Source organism: Paramagnetospirillum kuznetsovii, from assembly GCF_003284725.1.
In the GTDB taxonomy this organism is placed as follows: Bacteria; Pseudomonadota; Alphaproteobacteria; order Rhodospirillales; family Magnetospirillaceae; genus Phaeospirillum; species Phaeospirillum kuznetsovii.
This window is the reverse complement of sequence record NZ_PGTO01000006.1, coordinates 1-26,996: the sequence shown is the minus strand read 5'-3', so window position 1 is coordinate 26,996 and position 26,996 is coordinate 1. Positions and strand designations below refer to the sequence as shown.

The 26,996-nt window shown below is 64.8% G+C and carries 21 protein-coding genes; 16 read left to right on the top strand and 5 right to left on the bottom strand.

The window, feature by feature from the left end:
- Position 1 precedes the first annotated feature (1 nt).
- The 9 genes from uvrB to CU669_RS09680 all read left to right on the top strand — a co-directional run bounded on the left by uvrB (position 2) and on the right by CU669_RS09680 (position 14,367).
- Positions 2–2,089, top strand: a complete 2,088-nt coding sequence (gene uvrB, locus CU669_RS09720) for an excinuclease ABC subunit UvrB (protein ID WP_112144438.1) — start codon at positions 2–4, stop codon at positions 2,087–2,089.
- Between the two features lie 82 nt (positions 2,090–2,171).
- Positions 2,172–3,089, top strand: a complete 918-nt coding sequence (locus CU669_RS09715) for a serine/threonine-protein kinase (protein ID WP_112144147.1) — start codon at positions 2,172–2,174, stop codon at positions 3,087–3,089.
- Positions 3,090–3,869, top strand: coding sequence for an SDR family oxidoreductase (locus CU669_RS09710; protein ID WP_239988645.1), 780 nt, complete (start codon positions 3,090–3,092; stop codon positions 3,867–3,869).
- Positions 3,870–4,291: 422 nt separating this feature from the next.
- Entirely contained in the window at positions 4,292–6,184 is a 1,893-nt protein-coding gene (uvrC, locus tag CU669_RS09705) for an excinuclease ABC subunit UvrC (protein WP_112144145.1), read from the top strand.
- A 157-nt stretch (positions 6,185–6,341) separates the two neighbouring features.
- Positions 6,342–8,378 (top strand): putative bifunctional diguanylate cyclase/phosphodiesterase, encoded by a 2,037-nt coding sequence (locus tag CU669_RS09700; protein ID WP_239988644.1) that lies wholly within the window; start codon positions 6,342–6,344, stop codon positions 8,376–8,378.
- 82 nt (positions 8,379–8,460) lie between these two features.
- Positions 8,461–9,159, top strand: a complete 699-nt coding sequence (locus CU669_RS09695) for a c-type cytochrome (protein WP_112144141.1) — start codon at positions 8,461–8,463, stop codon at positions 9,157–9,159.
- An 88-nt stretch (positions 9,160–9,247) separates the two neighbouring features.
- The gene (locus CU669_RS09690; RefSeq protein WP_239988643.1) at positions 9,248–12,259 is read left to right on the top strand and encodes an HD domain-containing phosphohydrolase; all 3,012 of its coding nucleotides are present in this window, start codon (positions 9,248–9,250) and stop codon (positions 12,257–12,259) included.
- A 13-nt stretch (positions 12,260–12,272) separates the two neighbouring features.
- A complete protein-coding gene (locus tag CU669_RS09685) occupies positions 12,273–13,064 on the top strand; it encodes a glucosamine-6-phosphate deaminase (protein WP_112144434.1) in 792 nt (263 codons plus the stop codon).
- 25 nt (positions 13,065–13,089) lie between these two features.
- The gene (locus CU669_RS09680; RefSeq protein WP_112144137.1) at positions 13,090–14,367 is read left to right on the top strand and encodes an alpha-glucosidase/alpha-galactosidase; all 1,278 of its coding nucleotides are present in this window, start codon (positions 13,090–13,092) and stop codon (positions 14,365–14,367) included.
- Positions 14,368–14,428: 61 nt separating this feature from the next.
- Here CU669_RS09680 and gcvA read toward each other — a convergent pair whose 3' ends face one another.
- Positions 14,429–15,445 carry a transcriptional regulator GcvA gene (gcvA, locus tag CU669_RS09675; RefSeq protein ID WP_239988642.1) on the bottom strand — a complete coding sequence of 339 codons (1,017 nt, stop codon included), beginning with the start codon at positions 15,443–15,445 and terminating at the stop codon, positions 14,429–14,431.
- On the opposite strand from gcvA, the gene CU669_RS09670 reads away from it, so the two are divergent.
- From CU669_RS09670 to CU669_RS09660, 3 genes are all read left to right on the top strand, one after another.
- A complete protein-coding gene (locus tag CU669_RS09670; RefSeq protein WP_112144135.1) occupies positions 15,444–15,644 on the top strand; it encodes a DUF1127 domain-containing protein in 201 nt (66 codons plus the stop codon). The genes gcvA and CU669_RS09670 overlap by 2 nt on opposite strands.
- A 39-nt stretch (positions 15,645–15,683) precedes the next feature.
- On the top strand, positions 15,684–17,771 hold the full coding sequence (gene ligA / locus CU669_RS09665; protein ID WP_112144134.1) for an NAD-dependent DNA ligase LigA: 2,088 nt from the start codon (positions 15,684–15,686) through the stop codon (positions 17,769–17,771).
- Between the two features lie 211 nt (positions 17,772–17,982).
- Positions 17,983–19,386: a hypothetical protein gene (locus tag CU669_RS09660; protein ID WP_239988641.1), complete on the top strand. Its 1,404-nt coding sequence runs from the start codon at positions 17,983–17,985 to the stop codon at positions 19,384–19,386.
- A 6-nt stretch (positions 19,387–19,392) separates the two neighbouring features.
- Here the strand turns inward: CU669_RS09660 and CU669_RS09655 are convergent, their stop codons facing one another.
- Both CU669_RS09655 and CU669_RS21575 read right to left on the bottom strand, forming a co-directional pair.
- Positions 19,393–21,162, bottom strand: a complete 1,770-nt coding sequence (locus CU669_RS09655) for an antifreeze protein (RefSeq protein ID WP_112144130.1) — start codon at positions 21,160–21,162, stop codon at positions 19,393–19,395.
- On the bottom strand, positions 21,143–21,283 hold the full coding sequence (locus CU669_RS21575; protein ID WP_192884606.1) for a hypothetical protein: 141 nt from the start codon (positions 21,281–21,283) through the stop codon (positions 21,143–21,145). The genes CU669_RS09655 and CU669_RS21575 overlap by 20 nt, the downstream gene beginning before the upstream one ends.
- Positions 21,284–21,468: 185 nt before the next feature.
- On the opposite strand from CU669_RS21575, the gene CU669_RS09650 reads away from it, so the two are divergent.
- From CU669_RS09650 to CU669_RS09635, 4 genes are all read left to right on the top strand, one after another.
- On the top strand, positions 21,469–22,038 hold the full coding sequence (locus CU669_RS09650) for a shikimate kinase (RefSeq protein WP_112144129.1): 570 nt from the start codon (positions 21,469–21,471) through the stop codon (positions 22,036–22,038).
- A complete protein-coding gene (gene aroB / locus CU669_RS09645; RefSeq protein WP_112144127.1) occupies positions 22,035–23,144 on the top strand; it encodes a 3-dehydroquinate synthase in 1,110 nt (369 codons plus the stop codon). The genes CU669_RS09650 and aroB overlap by 4 nt, the downstream gene beginning before the upstream one ends.
- A gap of 23 nt (positions 23,145–23,167) precedes the next feature.
- Positions 23,168–24,460 carry an HlyC/CorC family transporter gene (locus CU669_RS09640; RefSeq protein WP_112144125.1) on the top strand — a complete coding sequence of 431 codons (1,293 nt, stop codon included), beginning with the start codon at positions 23,168–23,170 and terminating at the stop codon, positions 24,458–24,460.
- 360 nt (positions 24,461–24,820) lie between these two features.
- Positions 24,821–25,567, top strand: a complete 747-nt coding sequence (locus CU669_RS09635; protein ID WP_112144124.1) for a PhoH family protein — start codon at positions 24,821–24,823, stop codon at positions 25,565–25,567.
- A 60-nt stretch (positions 25,568–25,627) separates the two neighbouring features.
- Here CU669_RS09635 and CU669_RS09630 read toward each other — a convergent pair whose 3' ends face one another.
- On the bottom strand, positions 25,628–26,506 hold the full coding sequence (locus CU669_RS09630; RefSeq protein WP_112144122.1) for a 3-hydroxybutyryl-CoA dehydrogenase: 879 nt from the start codon (positions 26,504–26,506) through the stop codon (positions 25,628–25,630).
- A gap of 37 nt (positions 26,507–26,543) precedes the next feature.
- On the bottom strand, positions 26,544–26,996 hold a 453-nt coding region (locus tag CU669_RS09625), incomplete at its 5' end, for an electron transfer flavoprotein subunit alpha/FixB family protein (protein WP_205119418.1).

Sequence of the window (26,996 nt, the reverse complement as noted above, 5' to 3'; positions counted from 1 at the left end):
CATGGAACGCCCGCCCTTGCCCGAGGGCGAGGCGGCGTTCGAGATCGTCTCCGACTATCGTCCGGCCGGCGACCAGCCCCAGGCCATCGACGAGATTTCGGCCGGGGTGGTGGCGGGCGAGCAGGATCAGGTGCTGCTGGGCGTCACCGGATCGGGCAAGACCTTCACCATGGCCCATGTGATCGCCCGGACCAAGCGCCCGGCCCTGGTGCTGGCCCCCAACAAGACCCTGGCGGCCCAGCTCTATTCCGAGATGAAGAGCTTCTTTCCCAACAACGCGGTGGAGTATTTCGTCTCCTACTACGACTACTACCAGCCCGAGGCCTATGTGCCGCGCACCGACACCTATATCGAGAAGGATTCGGCGGTCAACGAGCAGATCGACCGCATGCGCCACGCCGCGACCCGGGCCTTGCTGGAACGCCGCGACGTCATCCTGGTGGCCTCGGTGTCGTGCATCTACGGCATCGGCTCGGTGGAATCCTATGCCCGCATGACCATCAAGCTGGCAGTGGGCGACAGCATCGACCGCTCCGACATGCTGAAGCGGCTGGTGGAGCTGCAATACACCCGCAACGACGCCGCCTTCGAACGCGGCACCTTCCGCGCCAAGGGCGACGCGGTGGAGATCTTCCCGGTCCACTATGAGGACCGCGCCTGGCGGCTGTCGCTGTTCGGCGACGAGATCGAATCCATCAACGAGTTCGACCCGCTGACCGGCGAGAAGACCTGCGCGCTGTCCGAGATCATCATCTATCCGAGCAGCCACTATGTGACGCCGCGCCCCACCATCACCCAGGCCATCAAGGGCATCAAGGCGGAGCTGAAGGAGACGCTGGACCGCTTCAACGAGACCGGCAAGCTGCTGGAGGCCCAGCGCCTCGACCAGCGCACCACCTTTGATCTGGAGATGCTGGAAACCACCGGCCACTGCAAGAGCATCGAGAACTATTCCCGCTACCTGACCGGCCGCAGGCCGGGCGAGCCGCCGCCCACCCTGTTCGAATACCTGCCCGAGGACGCCCTTCTGATCGTCGATGAAAGCCACGTCACCGTGCCGCAGATCGGCGGCATGTATCGCGGTGACTTCAACCGCAAGAGCGTGCTGGCGGAATACGGTTTCCGCCTGCCGTCCTGTATCGACAACCGGCCCCTGAAGTTCGAGGAATGGGAACTGATGCGGCCGCAGACCGTCCATGTCTCGGCAACCCCCGGCCCGTGGGAGATGAACCGCACCGGCGGCGTCTTCACCGAACAGGTGATCCGTCCCACCGGCCTTGTGGACCCCGTCTGTATCGTGCGCCCGGTCGAGCATCAGATCGACGACCTGCTGGGCGAAATTCGCGCCGTATCGCGCCAAGGCTTCCGCACCCTGGTGACCACGCTCACCAAGCGCATGTCCGAGGATCTGACGGAATACCTCCACGACCACGGCATCCGGGTGCGCTACCTGCATTCCGACATCGACACCCTGGAGCGCATCGAGATCATCCGCGATTTGCGTCTCGGCGCCTTCGATGTCCTGGTGGGGATCAATCTGCTGCGCGAAGGGCTCGATATCCCGGAATGCGCCCTTGTCGCCATCCTGGACGCCGACAAGGAAGGCTTCCTGCGCTCCAAGACCTCGCTGGTCCAGACCATCGGCCGGGCGGCGCGCAATATCGAGGGCCGCGTCATCCTCTATGCCGACAAGATGACCGAGAGCCTGACCTATGCCATCGACGAGACCAATCGGCGCCGCGAGAAACAGCAGGCCTTCAACACCGCCAACGGCATCACCCCGGAAAGCATCAAGAAGACCATCACCGACGTGATGCAAAGCGTCTATGAACGGGACTACCTGACGGTGCCCACCGGCGATGCGGGCATCAGCCACGCGGTGGGCAAAAGCCTTCCCCAGATCAAGGCCGATCTGGAAAAGCGCATGAAGGCCGCCGCCGCCGATCTGGAATTCGAGGAAGCCGCCCGCCTGCGCGACGAATTGCGCCGCCTGGACGCGGTGGAACTGGGCATCGAGGTCAATCTGGGAACCAAGCACCGCGCCGCGCCCTCGGGCAAGCCCCGGGGCAAGGGCAGCCACCGTCGCTGACCAAGCCATTCGACATGGAAGACGCGCCAAAGTCAGTCTGCTAGAGTGATCGCAACTGGGGCTGGGTGGGCATAGGAATTTCATGGAGCGCATCGGCAAATACGTCATCCATCAGGCGGTCTTGACCACCGGTTACGACCGGATCTTCCTGTGCCACGATCCGGACCTCCAAGTCCCGGTGGCCATCAAGCTGTTCGACCCGCGACCGGGCGACGACAGCCTGCTCAGTCCCGCCCAGCAGTTGACCCGCTTCATGACCGAGGCCCGGACCCTGGCCAGCTTCGATCATCCCTACATCATCGGCGTCAAGGTGATGGAGCAGTTGAGCGATGGCCGCCCCTATTTCGTCATGCCGTTCATGGCGGCGCACCTGCCCTATGAGATCGGCAAGGACTTCGACGACCCGGCGGAAGAGCAACTGGCCAATGACCGCGACAAGCCGCGCCGCATGGCCCCCATGCGGGCATTGGTCGCCATGAAGCAACTGAGCTCGGCGGCAATGGCCCTGCACCGCCGCGGCATGGTCCACCGCTTCATCAAGCCGACCAATATCCTGCTGACCGCCACCCAGAACGGCGCGGTCAAGCTGTGCGATTTCAGCATGGTCAAGCTGGCTGAAAAGAACCTTCCCATGCCCGGCCACTGGATGGGCGGCGCCGACTATACCGCCCCGGAGCAGCGCGAGAACGCCACCGCCGTCACCGCTCGGGCCGATGTCTATTCCCTGGGCGCCATCGCCTATCGACTGCTGACCGGCCGCCTGCCCGATCCCACCGCCCAGGCGGCTGAGCTGCCCGGAGACTTTCCGCCGCAACTGGCCGATCTGGTCCGGGCCTGCACCGATGCCGATCCGGATCGCCGCCCCCCCCACGCCGGGGAAGTGCTGGCGGGGCTGGACCGGGTTCCGCCACCGCGCGCGGCGACCAGCAAGCCCGTGGTCGAAGTGTCGCAGCCCCGCCGCGCCGCCGCCGCCGCCGGGTCCGGTGCGGCCGGGGCCTAAGTGGTCGGCTCTTCTTTCCCCGCATCCATTCCCCGGACCGCCCTGGTAACCGGCGCGGCCCATCGCATCGGTCGCGCCATCGCGCTTGATCTGGCGGCGGCCGGTTTCGCGGTGGTGGTTCATTATGGGCGCTCGGGGGACGGGGCACGGGCGGTGGCGGACGAAATCATCGCCAAGGGCGGCAAGGCGGTCGCCCTGGATGCCGAGTTGAGCCGCGAAGAGCAGGTTTCCACCCTGGTGGCGCGCGCCACCCAGGCCTTGGGGCCACTGGGCGTGCTGATCAACAACGCATCCGCCTTCGAGTATGACGACGCCCTTGGCGCGACCCGCGACTCCTGGGATCTCCACATGGAGGTCAATCTGCGCGCCCCCTTCGTCCTGGCTCAGGACTTCGCCCGCCAGTTGGCCGCATCGGCGGAAGGCGTGGTGATCAACCTGCTGGACCAACGGGTGTGGAACCTGACGCCCCACTTCACCACCTACACGCTGTCGAAAGCGGGGTTGTGGACCTTGACCCAGACCCTGGCCCTGGCCCTGGCGCCACGCATCCGCGTCGTCGCCATCGGGCCGGGCCCCGCTTTGCCCAGTACACGCCAAACGGCCGAACAATTCGCCGACCAAAGCGCGGAATTGCCCCTGGGCCGCCCCACCTCGGCCGACGAAATATGCCGAACTGTTCGGTTTCTTATCGCATCGCCATCCATCACCGGACAGATGATTGCCCTGGACGGTGGCCAGCATCTGTGCTGGGCAACCGGTGATCGATCTCCGCGAGAATAGGCCGCCCTTGCCGCAGCGCACCAACTAAGCCGTTCGGCTCGATACCGAAACCATCTTCAGACCGCCCCGGAACTCCTTGTAACGCGATGGAAATGTCAGGTTTTGCACAGCCCCTCCGCCGGGCAGGGCTGCACCGAACCTCGGCGGGCTGTCCACAGAAATAATCCTACCTTTGCAAATTCTTTGCGCTTGACACGGACTAAGCTATTGAAAATTATAAATACATCCATTTCTGCCCACAAAATGGGCACGGAGGCCAGACCCTAGGAGACTCTTGGGGGGGGCCAGTCTCCCCCATCTTTGCCAACAGACTTATCCACAGGAATCGTGGATATCCCGCGCTGCAAGAAAAAAAGCGCGCCCTATCCGCATTTTATACTTTTGTGGCAGTCCGAACTGCTGCTCCCAGCAAGGCCCCGGTCATGACACAGCCGATTGTTTTTCCCTCCGAACGCGAAACACCCGCGCCCTTGGCCGCAGGCGTCGCGGTTATCCAGGCCTTCCTGGCGACCCTGCCGGGGACGCCCGGCGTTTATCGCATGATGAATGCCAAGGGTGACGTTCTCTATGTGGGCAAGGCCAAGAGCCTGAAGAAGCGGGTCGTGGCCTATACCCGGCCCGACCGGATGCCGTTGCGTATTCAGCGCATGATCGCCGAGACCGCCGCCATGGAGGTGGTCACCACCTCGACGGAGGTCGAGGCGCTGCTGTTGGAGAGCAATCTCATCAAGACCCTGGGGCCGCGCTACAACATCCTTTTGAAGGATGACAAGAGCTTTCCCCACATCCTGCTGACCCGCGACCACGACTGGCCGCAGGTGATGAAGCATCGCGGCGCCAGAAGCCGCAAGGGCGAGTATTTCGGCCCCTTCGCCTCCGCCGGGGCGGTCAATCAGACCCTGGCCGCCCTTCAGCGGGCCTTTCTGCTGCGCTCGTGCACGGATTCGGTGTTTTCCAGCCGTACCCGCCCCTGCCTGCTGTTTCAGATCAAGCGATGCAGCGCGCCTTGTGTCGAGCGCATCCCCCACGCCGACTACATGGCCTTGGTGGAAGGCGCCAAGGACTTCCTGTCGGGGCGCAGCCAGCGCATCCAACGCGACCTTGCCACCGCCATGGAAGCCGCCAGCGCGGCCATGGAATACGAGGAAGCCGCCGTCCTGCGCGACCGCATCCGCGCATTGGCCCGCATCCAGGCCCACCAGGACATCAACCCGGCGGAAATCGAGGAAGCCGACGTGGTCGCCCTGCATCAGGCGGGGGGCGGCGTCTGCATCCAGGTCTTCTTCTTCCGCTCGGGCTGCAATTACGGCAACCGGTCCTACTTTCCCATCCATGCCCAAGAGGCCGAGGCGCCGGACATCATGGCGGCCTTCCTGGGGCAGTTCTATGCCGACAAGGCGCCGCCCGCCGAGATCCTGGTCAATGCGGAACCGGCGGACATCGCCATCGTCGCCAAGGCGCTGTCCGAGAAGGCCGGCCGCAAGGTCGTGGTCCTGCGGCCCCAGCGTGGCGACAAGGTCGGCCTGGTGGAGCATGCCGCCGACAATGCCCGCGAGGCGCTGGGGCGGCGCATGGCGGAAAGCGGCGCCCAACGCAAGCTGCTCGAAGGCGTCGCCACCGCCTTCGGACTGGAGACGATGCCAGAGCGCGTCGAGGTCTATGACAATAGCCATATCCAGGGATCCAACGCGGTGGGCGCCATGATCGTCGCCGGCCCGGACGGATTGATGAAATCCGCCTACCGCAAGTTCACCATCAAATCCGAGGAGATCACCCCCGGCGACGATTTCGGCATGATGCGCGAGGTGCTGACCCGCCGTTTCAAGCGGGCCCAAAAGGAAGACCCCGACCAGGACAAGGGAATGTGGCCGGATCTGGTCTTGATCGACGGCGGCCAGGGACAGCTCAATGCCGCCCTCGGCGTCCTGGAGGAACTCGGCATCGATGATGTTGCCGTGGTGGGCGTCGCCAAGGGGCCAGACCGCAATGCCGGACGTGAACGCTTCTTCCTGCCCGATCGGCCGCCGCTGTCGCTGGAAAGCCGAGACCCGGTGCTGTACTTCCTTCAGCGCCTGCGCGACGAGGCCCATCGCTTCGTCATCGGCGCCCATCGCGCCAAGCGCTCAAAGGGACTGTCGCAGTCCCAGTTGGACGACGTCCCCGGCATCGGAGCCCGCCGCAAGAAGGCATTGCTGCACCATTTCGGTTCCGCCCGCGAGGTTGCGGCGGCCAGTATCGAGGATCTTGCCTCGGTCGAGGGCATCAGTCGCGCCATGGCGCAAAAGATCAATGATTATTTCAACCAGAGGGCATAAGGCGTAAGCCGAGAGGATAGCTTGCGGGCAGCGGCCAGCTTCGTCACCTTTCGGCATGCCGCGTCACAAATATACCCAATTTCATGGACTTTCCGGTGACCAAGGCGATATGACATCTCCCATGTGGGAGAACAGAATGCCAGGAAGGGGATTGCCGTTGCATAAGCCGGCCAGGATCAGCATCACGCGGGTGGTGTTCCTCCTCTCCTTGTTCGCCACAGCACTCGCCTTCGGTGTCGTCATGCTGATTTCGGGAGAAGTGCGCGAAAAGTCCGTTCGCGACCTTGCCCGCGACGAGGCACGCCAGACATCCACTTTGGTGTTCGAAACCCTGTATGCCGCCATGCGCAAGGGTTGGAGCAAGTCCGAAATAGCCGACGTCATCTTACGGCTGCAGACCGCACTGCCGGATTTGCGCATCGACGTCATCCGTGGACCCGCCGTGATCTCCCAGTTCGGAGAACTGGCAGGCGATCTCGAAGCCCTACGCTCCGACCCCTTGCTCAAGCAGGTCTTGGAGACCGGCCAGGAGACACTGGTGCCGGGAACCACCGGCATTCGCTACCTTTATCCGGTCAAGGCAAAGGAGGAATGCCTTGTCTGCCATACCATGGCGAAGCAGGGCGACATCAACGGCATCATCGACATCACCTATCCCATCCATTCGCTGAAGGTGTCGCTGGACTACGTTCTGAACACCGTGCTGGCCTATTTCTTCGGGATTTTGGTGCTGTTGTCGGCGGCCTTGTACCTGAAGCTGAAGTTCTTCGTGGCGCTGCCCATCACCAATATGGTCGGACTGATGCAGGAGATCATCCAGCACACCGACTTGTCCCGACGGGTGAAGACCAGCGGCATCATCAGCGAGGTCGCCGATCTGTCGGAGTATTTCAACAAGCTTCTCTACACCGTCGAGGACTATCAGCACCGACTTGAGGAACTGTCGATCCGCGATCCACTGACCCGGCTCTACAACCGCCGCAAGTTCGACGAATTCCTCGACCACGAAGCCGACCGAGCCAAACGTACCGGGGATTCCTTCTGCATCGCCCATATCGATCTGGACGACTTCAAGAACATCAACGACACGTTCGGTCACCCCATCGGCGATCTGGTCTTGAAGGAAATCGCCAGCGTGCTGGTGCGCGAAGTGCGCCGGACCGACGTTGTCGCCCGCGTCGGCGCCGACGAGTTTTCCGTCCTGCTGCCCGAAACCGACCCCGAGGAAGGCCGCCAAGTGGCGGACAAATTACGCCAGACCATCACCGATCTGGCCCTTGGCCTGCCGGTGGGCGGCGTGCGGGTGACGGCCAGCATCGGCCTTGCCAGCTTCCCCGACAATGCCGAGAACGCCCGCAAGATGTCCATCGCCGCCGATGTCGCGCTGTACAAGGCGAAGCGGTCGGGCAAGAATCAGGTGGCGGTCATCGGCGAGAGCGACGACACCACCGCCGTCATCTTCAGCCAGGGGGAAATGGTCCGCACCGCCTTGGCGGAAGGCCGTCTGGTGCCGTTCTTCCAGCCCATCGTCGCGGCGGCCGACGGCACTATCGCCGCCTATGAGGTTCTCGCACGGGTGGTCGACGGCGACAGCGCCGTTTGCGCCGGTGACTTCATCGAAGCCGCCGAGGAACTTGGGCTGGCCGGTGAAATCGACGACGCCGTGTTCGACCGCGCCCTCGAAGCCATGTCGGCGGGAATTCTCGGCAATGCCAAGGTCTTCGTCAATCTGTCGGCCAAAAGCATCACCAACCGCGAACGGATGCTGAGCATTCCCCGTCGTTTGGCCGAGGCCGGTATCGCACCGGCTCGGGTGGTGCTGGAAATCACCGAGCGCGAGGCCCTGCCCCATTTCGGCGACGTGGTCTCCATGGTCAACGAATTGCGGGCCCAGGGACTGGCTTTCGCCCTCGACGATTTTGGCAGCGGTTTTTCGTCGTTCCTCTACCTCAAATACATCACCGTCGATTACGTCAAGATCGAGGGATCCTTCGTTCGCCAAGTCGTCACCGACCCGCGCGACCGCATCATGGTCGAACATATCCATTCCATGGCCAAGAGCTTCGGCATGATCACCATCGCCGAGTTCGTCGAGGACCAGGACACCCTGGAACTGCTGCGAGAGATGGGCATCGACCTCTGCCAGGGCTTCCATCTGGGCATGCCGAAAGCGGTGGATAAGCTGTCCACTTGACCACGCTCAAAGCGAAATTCCACCGCCGCGGATACCGACGGGGGAGGATTTCCGCCGGAGAGCATTCGCCATGAGACGTGCCATGAGTTTGGGACTTCGCCTGACGCTGGCCGTCGCCGTCGCATGGGGAACCATCGCGCTGGCCGCCCCCAACGTGGTGGCGGCACCCTTCGAAGGCGTCGTCATCAAGGGCAAGCCCTATGTCTATGATCCCGACAACGCCAAGGACGTCATGCGCATCTGCGCCGGTTGCCACGGCGACCTGGGGGCGGGCGGCGGTGGCGGCGCCTATCCCCGGTTGGGCGGCCTCAATGCCGAATACCTCGTCGAGCAGTTCAAGAAGTTCAAGACCCGCGAGCGCGAGAACATCCCCATGATCCCCTTCGCGGTGGATCGTGAAATGTCCGAAGCCGACGTGCTGGACGTGTCGCGCTTCCTGTCCGAGGTCAAGTTGGACACCAAACCACCGGCCGACCTGCCCAAGGACGGCTATGCCCGCCTTCAGATCATGAAGAAGGTGCTGCAAATCCCCCGCGAGGCAGGCGACCTGGAGGCAGGCAAGGCCTTCTTCGTCGCCGATTGCGCCCCCTGCCACGGCCGCAAGGGGGAGGGGCGCGTCAAGAAACCGCCACTGGCCGGCCAGCATATCGCCTATCTCAAGACCCAGGTCGCGTCCTTCCTGTCCGGCAAGCGTCCCCACGAGGATTTGGACATCCTCAAGGCCAAATCGGAGGCGGACTGGATCAATCTGTGGGCGTATCTGTCAAGGCTGCTGGACTGACCCCCGACGCTGTTCAGGGTTTGTGATTTGAAACATTCTTGATATCGTGGCACCCGCGGGAAATTGGTATGACAGGCAGGGGATGGTGATGCTTAAGTTGCGCCTGGGATTGCAGGTCAGCATCGTGCTGGTCATTGCTTTTGTCGTCGCCTGCCTCACCATCGCCACCGCCACCAGCATCTACTTCGCCAGCACGCAGGCAGCCAAGGATGCGGCCCGGCAGCTTTTCGCCCAAGTCACCGCCCGCGTGGTGGACCGGGTGGATGGTCAGATCAACGACCTTCTCGATCTTGCCGGTTTGGGGGCCGCCCTTCCGTTCACCGCCCAGCCCATACGCGGCGATGCCGTGGCCCATCCGCTCGTCCCCTTCATGATCCGGGTGCTGGAACTGAACGATGGCTGTTATTCCCTCTATGTCGGACACGCCGACGGCCATTTCCTTCAGGTGATCGCCACCCGTGACGACAGCCGCATCATCGAGGCGCATAAGGCTCCCGTGGGAAGCCAATTCATCATCCGCGCCATCACCGTCGGAACTGACGGCGTTCGCCGGGAAACCTGGACCTTCCTTGACCACGGCATGGCGGTCATGGACGGGACCATCGTCAAGGAAGCGCCCACCTATGACCCGCGCCAAAGGCCCTGGTACGGCGCCGCAATGGCCAATTCCCTCAGCACCCTATCCGATGCCTATCTGTTCAGCTCCCTTCAAGAGCCGGGCCTGACCGCTTCGCAGCGCCTGCCCGATGGAAGCGGCGTGTTCGGTGCCGACATCACGCTCCGGGGCCTATCTGGTTTCGTCGGACGCCAGACCATCTCGGCCCAGGGCGGCGTGGCGCTGATTGATCAAAAGAACCGCCTGCTCACCGTCACGCCGTCGCTGATAAGCGGATCCGGAAAGACGATCGGCCCCTTGGCGACGGTAAGCGACATCGAGTCTCCACTGCTGCGGGCTTTGTCCTCCGCCCCTCCCGGCGAAGCCGCCGCCCTGGTCAAGACCTCCGATGGCGACGAAGCCCTGACCCAGATCACCCATTGGAAGGATCGCAACGGCCAGGTCATTGCCATCGGCGTGGTTTCGCCGTTCGCCGACTTCACCGGCCCGATCCAGGAAATGCAGTTGCGCATTTTGAAAGTGGCGGGGCTGGTGCTGCTGATCGTCGTTCCTTTATCGACCCTGTTCGCCCGCCGGATCGCCAATTCGGTCCGCCACTTGGTGGCCGAGGCCGACAAAGTCCGCCAATTCGATTTTTCGGGCCAAACCGCCCGCGCCTCGTTCATCAAGGAATTCCACGACCTCTCCGAGGCCTTCGGCTTGATGAAGGCCACCATCGCCGGTCGCTCGGCCGAACTTGCGTCCGCGCAAAAGCGGTTGGTGCGACTGGTCGATTTAGGTATAGCCCTGTCGTCCGAGCGCGACACCGGCAAGCTGATGGACATGATCCTGCTGGGGGCCAAGGAACTGACCAATGCCGATGGCGGCACCCTCTATATCCGCGACGAAAACGATCTGCGCTTCCAGATCATTCGCAATGACAGCTTGAACATCAAGATGGGCGGCGAAGGCGAGCCGCCGCCGTCGCTGCCGCCGGTCAGCATGCTCGACGCCGACGGACGCGAGAACCACAAGAACGTGGTCAGCCATGCGGTCCACAGCCAGGTGACCGTCAATATCCCCGACGCCTACGACGAAGGCAGCTTCGATTTCTCGGGCACCAAGGCGTTCGATGCCAAGACCGGCTACCATTCCACCTCGTTCCTGACGGTGCCCTTGAAGCCGCGTGGCGGCGACGTCATCGGCGCCGTCCAACTGATCAATGCCCGCCCCGAGGGCAGCAGCGAGATCGTGCCCTTCGCGCCGCAAATCCAACGCTTTGTCGAGGCATTGGCGGCCCAGGCGGCCACCGCCTTGTACAACCGCGAACTCCTGGATGCCCAGGAGCGCCTGATGGACGCCATGATCCAGATCATCGCGGGCGCCATCGACGCCAAGAGCCCCTATACCGGCGGCCATTGCGAACGCGTCCCCGAACTGTCGCTGATGCTGGCGGAAGAGGCCTGCAAGGTCACCGAGGGGCCGCTGGCCGACTTCGCCTTCCATACGCCGGAGCAATGGCGCGAATTCAAGATCGGGGCTTGGCTGCACGATTGCGGCAAGGTCACCACCCCGGAATACGTGGTCGATAAGGCCACCAAGCTGGAAACCATCTATAACCGCATCCACGAGGTCCGCACCCGCTTTGAGGTTCTGCTGCGCGACGCCCGCATCGAGATGCTGGAAGCGGTTGCCGCAGGCATGCCCCACGACGAGGCGGAAGCGGGCTTCGAGGCCCGCAAGGCGGCGCTGATCGATGATTATGCCTTTATCGCCGAATGCAATTTGGGCGGCGAATTCATGGCCCCCGACCGCGTCGAGCGCTTGAAGTCCATCGCGACGCAGACCTGGATGCGCCACTTCGATGATCGCCTCGGCATGTCTCACGAGGAATTGCGGCGCTATTCCGACCCGGTGCAGTCCCTCCCCGCCGAGGAAACGCTGCTGGCCGACAAGGTGCACCACGTCATTCCGCGCCCCGCCAATTCCGCCATCTTCGATCCCAGCTACGGCTTCAAGACCAAGATCCCGGAAAATCTTTACAATATGGGCGAGCTCTACAATCTGGCGGTGGGACGCGGTACCCTGACCGAGGAAGAGCGCTTCAAGATCAACGAGCACATCATCCAGACCATCATCATGCTCAAGCGCATGCCCTTCCCAAAACAGCTGTCGCGGGTGGTGGAATATGCGGGCTCCCACCACGAGACCTTGCTGGGGACCGGCTATCCGTGCGGTCTGGGTTCGGCCGAACTGTCGGTTCCCTCCCGCATTACCGCCATCGCCGATATCTTCGAGGCCCTGACAGCTTCGGATCGCCCCTACAAGCAGCCCAAGACCTTGTCGGAATGCGTCAAGATCCTCAGCTTCTTCAAAAAGGACAAGCATATCGATCCCGACCTCTTCGACCTGTTCCTGTCGTCTGGCGTCTATCGCCAATACGCCGAGCGGTTCTTGAAGCCCGAACAGATCGACGAGGTCGATATCGCGAAATATCTCGGCTAGGGTGCCGCGGGCCATGTCAGTGATCATCCTTCCCGATGCGCGATCGCTCAGCCTGCGTGCCGCCGATTTGGTCGAAGCCTTGGTTCGGCGAAAGCCCAAGGCGGTGATCGGGCTGGCGGCCGGGGCAACGCCACAGGGCATGTATGCCGAACTGATCCGCCGTCACGGCCAGGGCCTGGATTTTTCCGGGGTGACCCTGTTCGGCCTGGACGAATATTTTCCCATCGCGGCCGACCATCCGGCCAGTTGCGGATTCGCCATTCGCCGCCACTTCATCGACCAGGTCGCCCTGGACCCCGCCAAGGTCCATCTGGTCCCGGGCAACCCCGAGGGTGACCCCCGCGTGTTCTGCGCCGAGCACGAAGAACGCATCACCCAGGCAGGCGGCCTGGACCTGCAAATCCTCGGACTGGGGGGCAATGGCCATATGGGGTTCAACGAGCCCGGAACCAGCCTGGTCGGCCGCACCCATCTCGGCGCGCTGCACGCGGCCACCCGCGCCGCCAATCGTCCCGGCTTCAGCCCCGACGAGGAGGTTCCGCACCTTGCCATCACCATGGGCATCGCCACCATCTTGTCGGCCCGGCAAATCATGCTGCTGGCGACCGGCACGGCCAAGGCCGACGCGGCGGCCAAGGCCGTCGAAGGCCCGGTGACCGCCATGGTCCCGGCCTCGGCCCTGCAACTGCATCCCGACGCCACCATCATGCTGGACGAGGCGGCGGCGGCGAAGCTTTGCCTCAGGGCCGAGTATCTTGCCGCCCCGCAGCGTCTTGCGGAGGCCATCGGAAAGGATCAATCTTAAGGGAGAACCTCGGGAGAATCGGACCATGGGCAACGTCACCAAGATCGCCTTCCTGGGCGCGGGCAGCATGTCGTTCGGACTGTCCACCTTCCGCGACATGTTCTCGTCGAACACATTGGCGGGCAGCACCCTGGTGCTGGTGGATCACAACCCGGAAGCCCTGGCGCGCATGGTGGCGCTGGCCGAGCGCATGAACCGCGACGGCAAGGCGGGCATGATCATCAAAAGCACCACCGACCGCCGTGAAGCCTTCCGCGAGGCCAGCTTCGTCATCAATTCCATCGCCATCGACCGCATGCGGCTGTGGAAGCAGGATTTCGAGATCCCCAAGAAACACGGCATCCGCCACACCCTGGGCGAGAACGGCGGGCCGGGCGGGCTGTTCTTCACCATGCGCACCCTGCCGCTGATCTTCGACATCATCCGCGACATGCAGGAGCTGTGTCCCAACGCCCTGTTCCTCAACTTCTCCAACCCGGAAAGCCGCATCGTGCTGGCGGTGGCCAAATACACCCCCATCAAGGTGCTGGGCCTGTGCCACGGTATCTTCATGGCGCGGGGCGCCATCTGCAACATCACCGGTATCTCCTGGCACGACGCCGAATGCTGGGGCATCGGACTGAACCATTTCCAGTGGATGCTGCAAGTCCGCCACCGCTGGACCGGCGAGGATCTCTATCCGCTGCTGCGCGAGAAGGAAAAGACCTTCGATCCGACCTTCCAGCCCTTCAGCCGCAAGATGTTCAAGATCTACGGCCTGTGGCCGTCATGCTCCGACGACCATATGGGCGAGTATCTGTCCTTCGGCTGGGAAGGCGGCGAGCACGGCCACGACTACGAGGCCGACGCCCGCGAGCGCGAAAAGCTGAAGACCGATATCGAGGCGGTGCTGGCTGGAGGCCCGTTGCCCACCGAATGGACCCAGTCGGTGGGCGAGCGCACCAATGTGGTGGTGGACGGCATGATCAACAACCGTCACCACTACCTGGAATCGGCGGTGGTCATGAACAACGGGGTAATTCCCAATCTGCCGCCCGATCTGGCCGTCGAAGTCCCCGCCACGGTGGACGCCGCCGGTATCCACCCGGTCTCGCTCGGCCCCCTGCCCGATGCCATCCAGAAGCTGGCCCTGATGCCCGCCGGGGCGCAGCAATTGGCGGTGGAAGCCGCCGTCCACGCGTCCAAGGAACTGGCCTTGCAGGCGCTGCTGGCCGATCCGGTGACCAATTCCTCCGACGCCGCCGTCAAGCTGCTGGACGAGTTGTGGGAGTTGAACAAGCCCTATATCCGCAAGTGCGTGTAAAAGCGGGCGGGACGCCCGCGCTCCGGAACTCGTTGGAGCGCGGGCGTCCCGCCCGCATGAGTCAGCCCGACAAAAGTTCGTCGCGCAGCCAGTCGCGGAAGGCCTTGACCTCGGGGCGGGCCAGGGAATCCGGGCCGGTGACGAACCAATAGGCGGTGGGGCTGGCCACCGGCGGCCCCAGCACGGCGACCAGATTGCCCGCGTCGATCTCGCCCTGGATCATGGGCAGTCGGCCGATGGCGACGCCGAGTCCGCGAATGGCCGCCTTGGTGGTCATGTGAATCGTATCGAAATTGGACGAGCCTTGCGGCGTCACCGCGGGGACGCCCTTGGCCTCGAACCAGAACGGCCAGTCGGTGGACACCGCGATATTGTACAGCAATGTGACGCGGGCAAGATCCTCCGCCGTCGATATTCCTGCCGCAATGGCCGGAGCACAGACCGGCACCAGAAACTCGTCCGACAGTTTCAGGGCGTAAAGCCCCTCCCACGGCCCCTTGGCGAGGCGAATGGCGGCATCGATGCCGTCGCGGGGGAATTCCACCTGCCGGGCCTGGGTGTCGATGCTGACCTGGATCTGAGGATGCAAAACCTGGAAGCGGGGCAGGCTGGGCAGCAGCCAGCGCGACGCGAAGGTCGGGGCGGAGCTGACCGACAGCTTGCCGCTGGGCCGTCGGCCCGGAATGTTTTCCGTCGCCTTGGCCAGCAGGTCCAACGCCTGCTGTACCTGCGGCAGATAGGCGGCCCCCGCATCCGTCAGGCCCAGGCTGCGGTTGTAGCGGATGAACAGCTTCACCCCCAGCCAATCCTCCAGGGTCTGGATACCGTGACTGACGGCGCTGGGCGTCACGGCAAGCTCGTCGGCCGCCAGCTTGAAGCTCATCAGGCGGGCGGCGGCCTCGAACAGGCGAAGCGTGGTCAGCGGCGGCAGGCGATAGCTCATGGTCGGACCAGTGTGCTTGATCCCGCCGCATGAATCCAGCTCATCCGACAGCGAAATAGTCGCGTTTGCCGAAGGGCCGCTTCCGGCCGCACCATGATCGCAATCACGTCCGCCCACCGCGAGGAGGCCGATCATGCTTACAGCCACTCCGTCCTTTATGATTTTTCATGACCGCCGCTTCATCGATGAAGCCGCCGGACTGCTGTCCCGTTGGAAAGAGCGTATCTCCGGCCGCCGCTGGCTGGCAGAGATGACCGATCGCGAGTTGCGCGACATCGGTCTGTCGCGCAATGACGTGTGGGAGGAATCGAACAAGCCGTTCTGGCAAGGCTGAGGCTGGTTCTTCTCGGCCGGGCGATTTATAAGACTTGGCATGACCGAGATCGAAGACCTCACGCCCATCGAGGCGGCCATCGAACTGGAACGCCTGGCCCGCGAGATCGCGCGCCACGACCGGGCTTATCACCAGTTGGACGCGCCCATTGTCGCCGATGTGGAATATGACGCGCTGAAGCGGCTTAATGGCGCCATCGAGGCGCGCTTTCCCCATCTGATCCGCCCCGACAGCCCATCCGGCCGGGTCGGCGCCAAGCCCGCCGAAGGCTTCGGGCAGGTGCGCCACCTGATCCCCATGCTGTCGCTGGACAACGCCTTCTCGCCCGAGGACGTGGCCGAATTCGACGCCAAGGTGCGGCGCTTCCTGGGGCTGGCGGCCGACGCGAAGCTGGCCTATGCCGCCGAGCCCAAGATCGACGGCCTGTCCATCAATCTGCGCTACGAGAACGGCGCCCTGGTCCAGGCCGCCACAAGGGGTGACGGCGCCGAGGGCGAGGACGTCACCGCCAATATGCTGACCCTGCCCGAGGGCGAGTTGCCGCGCCGTCTCGGCCCCGACGCCCCCGCTTTGATCGAGATCCGGGGCGAGGTCTATATGTCCAAATCCGACTTCCTGGCGCTGAACGCCCGGCAGGAAGCGGCGGGCGACAAGAGCTTCGCCAATCCGCGCAATGCCGCCGCAGGTTCCCTGCGCCAGTTGGACCCCAAGGTCACCGCCGGGCGGCCGCTCAGCCTGTTCGCCTATGCCATGGGCGAGGCCTCGGCTTTGCCCGCCGCCAGCCACTGGGACTATCTGGAGCGGCTGAAGACCTGGGGGTTCAGGGTCAATCCCCTGGCGCGCCGCTGCGCCTCGGTGGCGGAATTGCTGGCCTTCTTCGCCGAGATGGGCGAGGCGCGCGCCCAATTGCCCTATGACATCGACGGTATCGTCTACAAGGTGGACGACATCGATCTGCAGCGTCGCCTCGGCATGGTCAGCCGCAGCCCCCGCTGGGCCATCGCCCACAAATTCCCCGCCGAACAGGCCACCACCCTGCTGGAAGCCATCGAGATCCAGGTCGGCCGCACCGGGGCGCTGACCCCGGTGGCGCGGCTGACCCCCGTCAATGTGGGCGGCGTCGTGGTCTCCAACGCCACCTTGCACAACGAGGACGAGATCGCCCGCAAGGGCGTGCGGGTCGGCGACACCGTCATCGTCCAGCGGGCCGGCGACGTCATCCCCCAGATCGTCGGCGTGGTGGAGGCAAAGCCGCGCGGGGCGCAGGATTTCGTCTTCCCCGACCACTGCCCGGTCTGCGGCGCCCTTGCCGTCCGGCCCGAGGGCGAGGTGATCCGCCGTTGCGGCGGCGGCCTGACCTGCGCCGCCCAGGCCAAGGAGCGCCTGAAGCATTTCGTCTCGCGCAATGCCTTCGACATCGAGGGCTTGGGCGACAAGAACATCGAATTCCTGTGGGACCGGGAGCTGGTGCGCGGCCCTGCCGATATCTTCCGGCTGGAAGAGATCAATGGGCGCAGCCTGACGCGTCTGGAGAACTGCGAGGGCTGGGGAAAGCGCTCGGCCGACAAGCTGTGGGAGTCCATCCGCACCCGCGCCACCATGGGCCTGGAACGCTTCATTTTCGCGCTCGGCATCCGCCAGGTGGGCGAGGCCACCGCCAAGCGGCTGGCGCGCCACTACGGCAGCCTGGCCCATTGGCGCGACGCCATGCAAAGCCGCTCCGAGGAGGCCCTGGCCGAACTTACCTCCATCGAGGACATCGGCCCCGCCGTCGCCAAGGACGTGCTCGACTTCTTCGCCGAGGCGCATAACCGCGACACCCTGGACCAATTGGTCGCCGCCATGGAAGCCTTGGGCGGCAGGGTCGAGGACGCCCGGCAGGTGGAAGCCTCGACCTCGCCCGTCGCGGGCAAGGCGGTGGTGTTCACCGGCACCCTGGTCACCATGACGCGCCCCGAGGCCAAGGCCCGCGCCGAGGCCTTGGGCGCCAAGGTGGTGGGCAGCGTCTCCAAGAAGACCGATTACGTGGTCATCGGGGCCGATGCCGGGTCCAAGGCCGCCGACGCCGCCAAGCTTGGCGTCGCCACCTTGACAGAACAGGAATGGCTGGCCCTCATAGGCGAGTAGTTGCCCGGGGCGTCACTCTCCCGTATAGGGTTGATCCATGGCGAGTGAAGAAGACGAAAAACGAGCGGAACGACTGAGGCGGGCACGCGATCTCGCGGCCTCGCGCGGGTTTGCTCCGTCTGGCGCTGCCCCTGCCCCATCGGTGCCCGCTGTTCCGACAAAAGCCGCCAAGCCACCCTCCGCCGAGAATTCGGCCGACAGGCTGGGGCTCATGGACATCATCGTCGGACTGTTCAAGCCCAAACCGCCGCCGCCGACCGCCACGGCCCAACAGCCGCAGGGGGCGGAAGCCCCGTCCTTCACCGTCTTGGTGGCGGCCCTGGCGGGCGACGCCGACGGTTCGGCCGCCACCTTCCTCAATCAGGCGCTGGCCGCCCGGTCCGCCCTCAAGGTCAAGGCCCTGGGCAAGGTCTTCCAATTGGACAACCTGGAAGACCCCTCGCTGGTGTCCTCGGTGGTTCTCAACACCCGCCATGCCGTGGCGGAAGAAGACGCCGAGCTGATGGTCTGGGGCGATTTCGGCAAGGATGGTTATCGCCTGCGATTGGCCACCGCCACCGCCGATGACGAGCGCGCCGCCGCTTTCGGCCCCGCCACCCGCATCGAATTGCCCAAGGAGTTCGGCGAGCCGACCGCCAATCTGCTGTTCGCCGCCGTCTTGGCCGCCATCGACCCGTCCACCGACGCCCAGAAGGCTGCCAGCCGCCGCTTGCTGCCCGCCGCCGCGGCAGCGGCCGAGGCCCTGGCCCTGCGGCCGCCGGTCCAGTTGACCATGCCGCAACAACGCTCGGTGCAACTGGTGTTCGGGCATGTGGCCACGGCGACCGCCGTCGCCAGTCTGGCCGAGGACGCCAAGCCCTGGTTCGAAAAGGCCATCAACGCCTATCGTCAGGCCCAGCGACGACTGGGCCGCACCGACCCCACCTGGGAGGCCGGACTTCTTCACAAGCACATCGCCGCCGTCATCGCCGCCAAGGCCGAACGCGAAAAGGACGGCGCCGCCCTGTGGGAGGAAGCCATCAAGGAATGGCGTCTCGCGGTGGAAAACCTGCCCCGCGCCCTGATGCCGCAGGAATGGGCCTCGGCCCAGGTCAAGCTCGGTGGCGGATTGTTCCGTCTCGACCTGCTGACCGGCCAGACCGAGTTGCTGCGCGAAGCGCTCCAGGCGTTGCAGGCGACCCTTCAGGTCTATTCCCGCACGGAGACGCCGCAACGCTGGGCCGAGATCATGAACACCATCGCCCAGGTGCTGGAAGTCTATGGCGATCAGATGAAGAATACCGACGTGCTGCAACGCGCCGTGGACGCCTGTCATTCGGTGCTGGAAATCCGCACCCGCGAACGCACGCCGCTGGCCTGGGCGGCGACCCAGAACACCTTGGGCTCGGCCCTGTTCATGCTGGACCGCCACAGCAATGGCGGCGGCCATCTGGCCGAGGCGGAAGAGGCGCTCGGCGGCGCGCTGGAAGTCTTTCAGGCCCACGGCGCCAAGGGCCCGGCCAAGGTGGCCGCCCGCAATCTCAGCCATGTGCGCAAGATGATGGAAACCCGCAAGAGTCGGGGCGGCGTCGATCCCCACTGGCTCGACGACGACCCCGGCGAGGGGCGGCGGTAGAGCCCGCTACACCCCGTTGGCCAGCGCGGCCTCCACCGCCAGATCGCGGGCCTCTTGGGTCAATCCCACCAGACGCAGATAGGCCACGACCCGGTTGAGCAGATCGGGATCGGCCTTGTCGAGCCCCCCCTCGCCCAGGGCGGCCAGGGCCAGCATCACCGTCTCGCCGGTGCGCAGTCCTTCCGCCGCCGAGCGCAGCAAGGCCTTCACATCGGCACGGACGGGCACCGGCTGGACCGGATGGGGGCCATGGGGCGCCGCCAGCCATTCCAGGGCGGGCACCTTCTCGCCGATGGCCTGCAACAGGTCGAAGGCCACCGTGGCGCGACGTTCCGCCTGATCGGCGGGCAATTCGCGGGCGGACAGCCAGGCGCCATAGGTTTCCGGCGCGGTCATGGCGGCATCGCCCATGCGGTTGATGCGGGCCAAGGCCCAAAGATCGTCGGCAGCCCTGGCGGTGGACGGATCGGATTTGGCGATGGCCGACCAGGCCCCCGCCGCTTCCGGCCGTCCGGCGGCGTAAAGGGCGCGGGCCATGGCCGGAGCGAAAGGCGCCAGATCGGGATTGGGCCTCAGATCGGCGATGATGGGCGCATACAGCCGGGCGGTGCCCGAATAGGCGCCGCGCTCGGCCGCCGCCGCCAGGATGCGCGCGATCAGCTCGGCGCGGATGGACGGCGTCTGTTCCTGCTGGGCGGCACGCAACAGCAGCACGCGCGAGCGCGGCGTCTTGTCGCCCTGGGTCTGGGCCGCCTGCTGCTCCGCCGGAGTGAGGGTGACCGCTCCATAGATGCGGCGCAGGCTGTCGGTCTCAAGCACGCCCAGGGATTCAGCCTTTTCCGCCGCCGGAATGCGGATATCCACCGGCAGGCCGGGGGCCTCGGCGATGGCGCGCAGGGTGGCGGGATGGCTGGCATTGGCCGCATCGGCGGGCAGCGGCATCTTGGCGGCCTTGAAGGCGGCCAGATGCAGCGGCGTCGGATTGGGCAGCTTGTCCACCCTGGCGGGCGGCGTTCCGGCCATGGCCTCGGCGGCGGCGATGAAGGCGTGGTCGGCGTCCTTGCGCTCGCGCATCAGGTCCAGCGCCATATTGGCTTCCAACACCTTGCCATTGTTCAGCATGCAGAACGCCTGCATGCGCGGATCGATGGCGCCGGTCAGGGTGGCGGCCTCGGCACAGGCGGCCTTGACATCACCGGCCAGCAGGAAGGTATCGATCTTGATCCGGGTCAGGCCCGGCGAGGACACGGAACTGGGCGCCGATTTCAGCAATCCCGCCAACCCGTCGATCTCGCCCATGGCGTAAAGCCGCTCGGCCCGCAATTCCAGCAGCGGCGGCGTCTGCCCCTTGCCGCCATCCGGCGGCGTCGCGGCGCTGAGCAGCAGGCGGCGTTCCAGCGAGCGCATCACCCGTGACCCCGCCACCGCGGGCAATTGCGGCAAAAGCTGGCGCACCAAGGCGGCTGGGGTTCCATGCCACATGGCGGCACCGAGGCCGCCCTGCTTGTCGTCCAAGGTGCCGATGGCATCGAGATCGGGAGCCTTCAGCTCCTCCATCTGGAAGCGCGTCTCGCCATTGGCCATGGGCTTGGTCGGCTGGGTGTCGAGAACCGGCGACGGCACCACTTTCAACACGTTCGGCGCCGACCCGGGCTCCGCCGCGCCCGGCGGCCCCAGGGGCATGGGCTGGCCAACGGGCTGGGCCAAGGCGGCCCCGCCTGTCGTCAGCGCCGCCAGGGTCAGAACCACAAGACGATTAGCGGGGGAACTTGGCATCCGGCACCACCTTCTCGACCTTGGCCGAAGGCGGCGGCGGGTCCCAAGAGGAAAGAAACAAGGCGCCGCCGACAACGACGATCAGCAGCGCGAGAACCGAAACAACGGCGAATTTGGTCATGGGATAGGCAAAACCTTCGATTGGACAAGCGAGGCAACGGACGACCGGGCTGGACACAGCCGGGGCGGGACGGCTACAACGCCCTGATAGGGCATGGTTTCCGATGGGCAGTGTATCGGCCCTCATGCCCATGATCAACGTCGGCTGAACACCGGCAGGTTGGAATTCCGGGAGATTGAGTCGTTATGGCGGAGGATCTCGCCCTGCTGGCATCGGAGCTGATGGGGCGCATCGAGCGGACGGTGGTTCTGGTGGGACTGATGGGGGCGGGGAAATCCTGCGTCGGACGTCGGCTGGCCGGGCGCCTGGGCTTGGACTTCGTGGATGCCGATGTCGAGTTCGAGAAAGCGGCGGGCTGCACCATCAGCGACTATTTCGCCCGTTTCGGCGAAGCTGGCTTCCGCGAGGGCGAACGCAAGGTCATCGCCCGCCTGCTGGACGCGACGCCGGTGATCCTGGCCACCGGCGGCGGCGCCTTCATCGACCCCACCACCCGCCAACGCATCAAGGAAACCGGCATCTCGGTCTGGATTCGCGCCGATCTCGACCTGCTGTTGAAGCGCACGGTGGGGCGCGACCACCGCCCCCTGCTCAAACAGGGTGATCCGCGTGAAATCCTCGGACGCCTGATGGAGACCCGCTATCCGGTCTATGCCGAGGCCGACATCACGGTGGATTCCTCCGATGAGGCCCCCGAGGCCACCGTCGCCCGTGTCATGAGCGGCCTGATCGACTATCTGGAGCTGAAAGAATGACCACGGTTGTCCCCGTCGATCTGGGGGAGCGTTCCTACGACATCCATATCGGCTCGGGCCTGCTGGACCGGGCGGGCGAATTGATCCAGCCGCTCATGCGCGGCAACCGCGCCCTGGTGATCACCGACGATCAGGTGGCGCCGCTCTATCTGGAGCGGGTGGAAAAGAGCCTTGTCGCCGCGGGCATCATGCCCATGCACACGGTGTTGCCAGCGGGCGAGAAGACCAAGGACTTCCCCCATCTGGAAGCCCTGCTGGACGCCATGCTGGCGGCCCGGGCCGAGCGCGGCACCATGGTGGTCGCGCTGGGCGGCGGGGTCATCGGCGATCTGACCGGCTTCGCCGCCTCGATCCTGCTGCGCGGCGTCGATTTCGTCCAGATTCCCACCACCCTGCTGGCCCAGGTGGACAGTTCGGTCGGCGGCAAGACCGGCATCAATACCCGCCACGGCAAGAATCTGGTGGGGGCCTTCCACCAGCCGCGTCTGGTCCTGGCCGATATCTCGGCGCTGCAAACCCTGCCGCGCCGCCAGATGCTGGCTGGCTATGCCGAGGTGGTGAAATACGGCATCATCGACGACGCCCCGTTCTTTGCCTGGCTGGAGACCAACGGCGCCGCCGTGGTCGCGGGCGACCCGGACGCCCTGGCCCAAGCGGTCGCCGTCAGCTGCCGCGCCAAGGCCCGCATCGTCGCCGCCGACGAGCGCGAAGGCGGCGTGCGCGCCCTGCTCAATCTCGGCCACACCTTCGGCCATGCCCTGGAAGCGGAGACCGGCTTTTCCGACGAGATGCTGCACGGCGAGGCGGTGGCCATCGGCATGGTCATGGCGCTTCGCCTGTCGTCCCAGATCGGACTGGCTCCGGCCGAGGACTGCGAACGCCTCAAGCGTCATCTGGACGCCATGGGACTGTCCAGCGCCCTGCCCGCCTCCGGACGGTTGTGGGAGGTGTCGCGCCTGCTGGACCATATGCGGGGCGACAAGAAGGTCAAGGACGGCAAGGTCACCTTCGTCATGGCCAGGGGAATCGGCCAGAGCTTCCTGACCCGGGACGTCCCGGAGGATGCGCTGGCGGCCATGCTGGCGGAGATGGCTGCCGGACGGTAAGTTTACACTGGGGGAATACAGCGATGATCGACTCCAGCCTCTTCCTAACCCTATCCGTGGTTGCCGTTATCATCCTCCAGGCGGGGTCGGCCTTCTTCGCCGGAACGGAAACGGCGTTGACCGCCGTTTCGCGGCCAGCCATGCACCAGTTGGAGCAAGATGGCAACGTCAGCGCCCGGCGCGTCAATCGCCTGATCGATTCCCGCCACAGCCTGATCGGAGCACTCCTGATCGGCAACAGCCTGACCCACACCCTATCATCCTCCCTGGCCACCGGCGTTCTGGTCGGCATGTTCGGGGATGCGGGCATCGCCTATGCCTCGGCGGGCATGACCGTCATCATCGTGGTCTTTGGCGAGGTGCTGCCCAAGACCTATGCCATTTATCATGCCAATCGGGTGGCATTGTTCTTCTCGGCGCCGGTCACCGCCGTGGTGTTCATCCTGACCCCGTTTGTTCGCGCCATGGAGGGTGTCACTCGGTTGACCTTCCGCATGTTCGGCGCCAGCTACGCCTCGTCGGTCACCTTGGAATCCTCCATGATGGAGCTGCGCGGCGCCATCGAGGTCCATGCCGGCGAGGACGAGGTCAAGGAAGAGCGGCGCATGCTGCGCTCCATCTTGGAACTGGCCGACGTGGAAGTGGGCCAGATCATGACCCATCGCCGCAACGCCGTGACCATCGACGCGGGCCAAGCCCCCTCGGCCATCCTGGATCAGGTGGTCAACAGCCCCTTCACCCGCCTGCCCCTGTGGAAGGACGACCCCGACAACATCGTCGGCATCATCCACGCCAAGGACATGTTGCGCGCCGTGCGCGGCCTGGACGCCGAACTGGACAAGCTGGACGTGGTGGAACTGGCCTCGCCCCCTTGGTTCATCCCTGATTCCACCACCCTCCAGGAGCAGTTGCAGGCCTTCCGCCAGCGCCGCGAACACTTCGCCCTGGTGGTGGACGAATACGGCTCGCTGATGGGCGTCGTCACCCTGGAAGACATCCTGGAAGAGATCGTCGGCGACATCGCGGACGAACACGACGAAGCCGTGGCGGGCGTGCGGCCGCAATCGGACGGGTCTTATATCGTCGACGGTTCTGTCCCCATCCGCGACCTCAACCGCGAATTCGAATGGCGACTGCCCGACGACGAGGCCGCCACCATCGCCGGACTGATCCTGCACGAGGCCCGCCATATTCCCGATGTGGGGCAGATCTTCCGCTTCTACGGCTTCCGCTTCGAGATCGCGAAGCGCCAGCGCAACCAGGTCACCAGCCTGCGGGTCACGCCCCCCGGCAAGGACGGCAGCCCGGCCGAATAAGGCATGCGGGCAGGATGCCCGCGCTCCCGGAAACGGCGTCCCATTGCGAGCGCGGCTGTTCACTATGACCCCATTCACAGAGCCTTAACCCTACATATGGTATGACATCACCATGACAAGCCGGATTTGTTGGTGACAAGGCGAGTCCGGCTTGGTTAAGATTTCCCTGGGTACTGATCGCGGATGGAGGAGTCCACGTTGTATCGATGCCAGGACCGAGCACCGGGTTTCATTTCCGGACAAGGCGGCTCCCAATCGGGAAGCGGCCGTCGGCCCCACCTCCTCCGTCAAGGGTCTCTCGTTTCGAGAGGCCCTTTTTGTTTGCCCCGTTTCCCTCGTCATACTGTGAAGGAGTCCTAGATGGCCAAGCGCGCCACGCGGATTGCCGCGTCCAAGTCCGAGCCGGTGGTTTCCCTCTATCCCAATACGGGTCGGGGCGAACAAGGGTGGAGCCCTCTGGGAGAAGAGGAAAACCGCGATCAGAGCTATGTTCGAAAGGTTCGGCCGCAAAGCGACAACCAGCGCAGGCTGCTTGCCGCCATCGCCGAGGGGAATTTGACGCTGGCGCTTGGGCCCGCCGGGACCGGCAAGACCTATCTTGCCATCTCGGCGGCGGTGGAGGCCTTCGAGGAAGGTCGCGTCGCCCGCATCATGCTGTCGCGCCCGGCGGTGGAAGCGGGCGAGTCGCTGGGCTATCTGCCCGGTGATTTGCAAGAGAAGCTGGCGCCTTACCTCAGGCCGCTCTATGACGCCCTATCCGACCGTCTGGGCGGTAAGCGCCTGCGCGCCCTGCTGGCCGACGGCTCCATCGAGATCGCTCCCATCGCCTATATGCGCGGACGGACCCTGAACAACGCCTTCATCGTCATCGACGAGGCGCAGAACTGCACCTATGGCCAGATCAAGATGCTGCTGACCCGTCTGGGCTGGCATTCCACCATGGTCCTGACCGGTGATCCCGATCAAAGCGACCTGCTGCCCGGCATGTCGGGGCTGGCCGATATCGCCGATCGCCTGCGGGTGCTGTCGGATGTGGCGGTGGTGGATCTCAATGAAAAGGACATCGTCCGCCATCCGCTGGTGGCGTCCATGTTGACGGTTCTCTAAGACCAAACGAAAAGGGCGGGAGGTTTTCGCCTCCCGCCCTTTGATCCTTCCGGATGCCCCTTAGCGGGTCGGAACCGGGGTTTCGCCCGTGTAGTCGTAGAAGCCGCGCCCGGTCTTGCGACCCAGCCAACCGGCCTCCACATACTTCACCAGCAGCGGGCAGGGACGATACTTGCTGTCGGCCAGGCCCTCGTGCAGCACCTGCATCACGGCCAGACAGACGTCGAGACCGATGAAGTCGGCCAGTTCCAGCGGACCCATGGGGTGGTTGGCGCCCAGCTTCATGGCGGTGTCGATGCAGGTCACCGAGCCGACGCCCTCGTACAGGGTGTAGACGGCTTCGTTGATCATGGGCAGCAGGATGCGGTTGACGATGAAGGCCGGGAAGTCCTCGGCGGACACCGGCTGCTTCTTCAGGGTCAGGGTCATGTCGCGCACCAGGGAGAAGGTCTCCTCGCTGGTGGCGATGCCGCGGATCAGTTCGACCAGCTGCATGACCGGCACCGGGTTCATGAAGTGCATGCCCATGAACTTGGCGGGGCGGTCGGTGGCGGCGCCCAGGCGGGTGATGGACAGCGACGAGGTGTTGGACGCGATATGGGCCTCGGGCTTCAGCACCGGACACAGCTGCTGGAAGATAAGGCGCTTGACCTTCTCGTCCTCGGTCGCGGCTTCGATCACCAGATCGGAATCGCCGAAATCCGCATAGGCGGTGGTGGTCTTGATGCGCGACAGCGTGGCGGCCTTGTCGGCCTCGGTCAGCTTACCCTTGGAGACGGCACGACCGAGGTTCTTCTCGATGACGCCGAGACCCTTCTTCAAGGCCTCGTCGCTGATGTCGAGCAGAACCACGTCGAAGCCCGACGCGGCGCAGACATGCGCAATGCCGTTCCCCATCTGGCCTGCGCCGATGACACCGATTTTCTGAATAGCAGTCATTTATGGCTCCCGGATGATGGGCGGTTGCAGCGGAAAATTATTTGCCGAGCTCGGCGGCGAGTTCGGGCAATACCTTGAAGAGATCGGCGACGAGGCCGTAATCGGCCACCTGAAAGATGGGGGCCTCCTCGTCCTTGTTGATGGCGACGATGACCTTGGAGTCCTTCATGCCCGCCAGATGCTGGATGGCGCCCGAGATGCCGACCGCGATGTAGAGGTCGGGGGCGACGATCTTGCCGGTCTGGCCCACCTGGAAGTCGTTGGGCACGAACCCGGCGTCCACCGCCGCGCGGCTTGCGCCGACGGCGGCGTTCAGCTTGTCGGCCACCGCTTCCAACAGGTGAAAATTCTCGCCCGACTGCATGCCGCGACCGCCCGAGACGATGACGCGGGCGCTGGTCAGTTCCGGTCGCTCCGACTTGGACAATTGCTGGCCGACGAAGGCCGACAGGCCCGCATCGGCGCCAGCCGCCACGGCTTCGACCGGGGC